General features: G+C 67.6%; 1 protein-coding gene and 1 pseudogene. One reads left to right on the top strand and one right to left on the bottom strand.

Annotation, left to right across the window (positions count from 1 at the left end):
- The first annotated feature begins 246 nt into the window (after positions 1-246).
- The gene (locus tag FREUN1FDRAFT_RS38955) at positions 247-1,449 is read left to right on the top strand and encodes an IS110 family transposase (RefSeq protein ID WP_006545960.1); all 1,203 of its coding nucleotides are present in this window, start codon (positions 247-249) and stop codon (positions 1,447-1,449) included.
- Positions 1,450-1,468: 19 nt separating this feature from the next.
- Here FREUN1FDRAFT_RS38955 and FREUN1FDRAFT_RS48470 read toward each other — a convergent pair.
- Positions 1,469-1,813: pseudogene (locus tag FREUN1FDRAFT_RS48470) on the bottom strand (transposase); the annotation flags it as partial.
- Positions 1,814-1,974 lie beyond the last annotated feature (161 nt).

Here is a 1,974-nt window from a genome sequence, read left to right as displayed (position 1 = left end):
ACGTTACCTTCTGGATGGCCCCGCAACGGGGCTCCCGGCCTCCGGACCTGGCATGACTTGAGCCCCTCGTCGGTCATGATCGAAAAAGTGGTGTCACCAAGTTCCGGAGGCATCGGCAGACCGCTGATCAGGGGCATGACCGTCGAACTCATCGTGAGCGAGACAGGCTCTTCGTAACGTGGATGCCGGCACGCTGATGCCGCAGGTGAGGCCGGGAAAGTAGACAGCGCTCGCGGGAGACAGCACGTGATCGATACCGGTGGCATCGACGTCTACCTGGGCCTGGACGTGGGCAAGGGCGAACACCATGCCACCGCTCTCACCCCAGCCGGGAAGAAGGCGTTCGACAAGCGGCTACCCAACAACGAACCGAAACTGCGGGAGGTATTCACCCGGCTGCAAGCCAAGCACGGCACCGTGCTGGTCGTCGTCGACCAACCTGCCTCCATCGGCGCCCTGCCGCTGGCCGTCGCCCGCGACACCGGCTGCCGTGTCGCCTACCTGCCGGGCCTGACCATGCGGCGGATCGCCGACCTCTACCCCGGCGAAGCCAAGACCGACGCCCGCGACGCGTTCATCATCGCCGACGCGGCCCGCTCCATGCCGCACACCCTGCGCGACCTCGCTCCCGACGACGACACCCGGGCCGAGCTGGAGATGCTCGTCGGTTTCGATGACGACCTCGCCCAGGAGGTCACCCGCACCAGCAACCGGCTACGTGGCCTGCTCACCCAGATCCACCCCTCGCTGGAACGCGTGCTGGGACCCCGCCTGGACCACCCGGCCGTGCGCACCCTACTGGAACGCCACGGTTCCCCAGCCCAGATCCGTAAGGCGGGACGCCGCCGCCTGGTGACCCTGCTGCGGCCCCAGGCGCCGCGCATGGCTGAACGCCTGGTAGGAGACATCTTCGCCGCCCTGGACGAGCAGACCGTGACAGTACCCGGCACCGACGCGGCGATTCTGATCATTCCCAGCCTGGCCCGTTCCCTGACCGCCGTCCATGACCAGCGGAAACTCCTCGCGGACCGGATCGCGGAGCTTCTGGAGGCCCACCCTCTTTCCAAGGTCCTGACCTCCATGCCCGGTATCGGGGTCAGGACCGCCGCCCGCATCCTCATCGACGTCGGGGACGCCAGCAGCTTCCCCACCGCCGGGCACCTGGCCGCCTACGCCGGTCTCGCCCCCGCCACCCGAGCATCGGGCTCTTCCATCCGAGGGGAACACCCCTCCCGACGCGGCAACAAACAACTCAAACGCGCCTTCTACCTGGCCGCGTTCGCCTCCCTACGCGAACCCCCGTCCCGGGCCTACTACGACAAGAAACGCGCGGAAGGCAAACATCACGTCGCCGCTCTCACCTGCCTCGCCCGGCGCCGGATCGACGTGCTCTACGCGATGCTTCGCAACGGCACCTTCTACCAGGCCCCGACCCCCTCACCGGCTTGACGAAGGACATAGGGGCACTTTTTGCTCGCACGCTCGCGGAGTCCACGATCGCCGAGGTCCAGTCCACGCTTCCGGCGCCGCCGTGCCGGTCGAGCACCGCCCGATGTATCCGGGGCCATAACCCCGCCCGGGTCCAGACCTGGAACCGGCGGTGCGCCGTAGGCGCGGACACCCCGAACGACGGCGGGAGATGCCGCCACGCACAGCCCGACGTCAGCACGTACACCACCGCCGTGAACACCGCCCGCTCGTCCACCGGAGCCGTCCCCCCACCCTGCGGACGCGGGGTGAAGGAGGGCAACAGAGGTTCCACGAGCTCCCAGAGCTCGTCCGGTACCAGCCGCAGGGCAAGGCGGTCGCTCACGCCTCAGATCATGCAAGAAGATCCACTACACCCACGTGAGACACGCTCTTAGGCGTTCCACTCATCTCCTTGAATGCCCTCACTGGGCATCGCCCCACGACCCGAAGGATGCACCAGCCCACGGATCTGGCCAGTGCAGGACGTGGCATCGGTTTCAGACG

This window comes from Parafrankia sp. EUN1f, from assembly GCF_000177675.1.
Classification (GTDB): Bacteria; Actinomycetota; Actinomycetes; order Frankiales; family Frankiaceae; genus Parafrankia.
Note: the sequence above shows the minus strand (reverse complement) of the source record. Positions and strands in the feature narration are given on the sequence as shown.